At 33.9% G+C, this 286-nt stretch carries 1 protein-coding gene; it reads right to left on the reverse strand.

Translation table 11 applies throughout. From position 1 onward, the window contains the following. Positions 1 to 61: 61 nt before the first annotated feature. Positions 62 to 286, reverse strand: a 225-nt coding sequence (locus ACPYOJ_RS35135) for an isoaspartyl peptidase/L-asparaginase (RefSeq protein WP_481420351.1), incomplete at its 5' end; no start/stop codon positions are given.

Below are 286 nucleotides of genomic sequence, written 5' to 3' on the forward strand. Positions count from 1 at the left end.
GTTAATAATCATGTAAAATGCGTGCCAAAAAAAATATCAGAAGTATAAAATAATGTTAAATTTAATTGAAAGTTTCTACAATATTTCCGTCAAAACTTGCAAAAACCATAGTAGGATAGGAGTCTTGGTGAAAAATATTTCCATTTTTATCAATGGCGATTGCTCCTGCAAATCCGTCAATTGTTTTCAGTTCTTCGAAAGTTTTATCAACGGCCTTTTCCAGAGACATTCCGTCGGTGACTCTTGTAACAATCTTTGTTGCCGTGGCATTGCTTACAATGTCTTC

This window comes from Rhizobium sp. SVR5-9E (assembly GCF_056755095.1).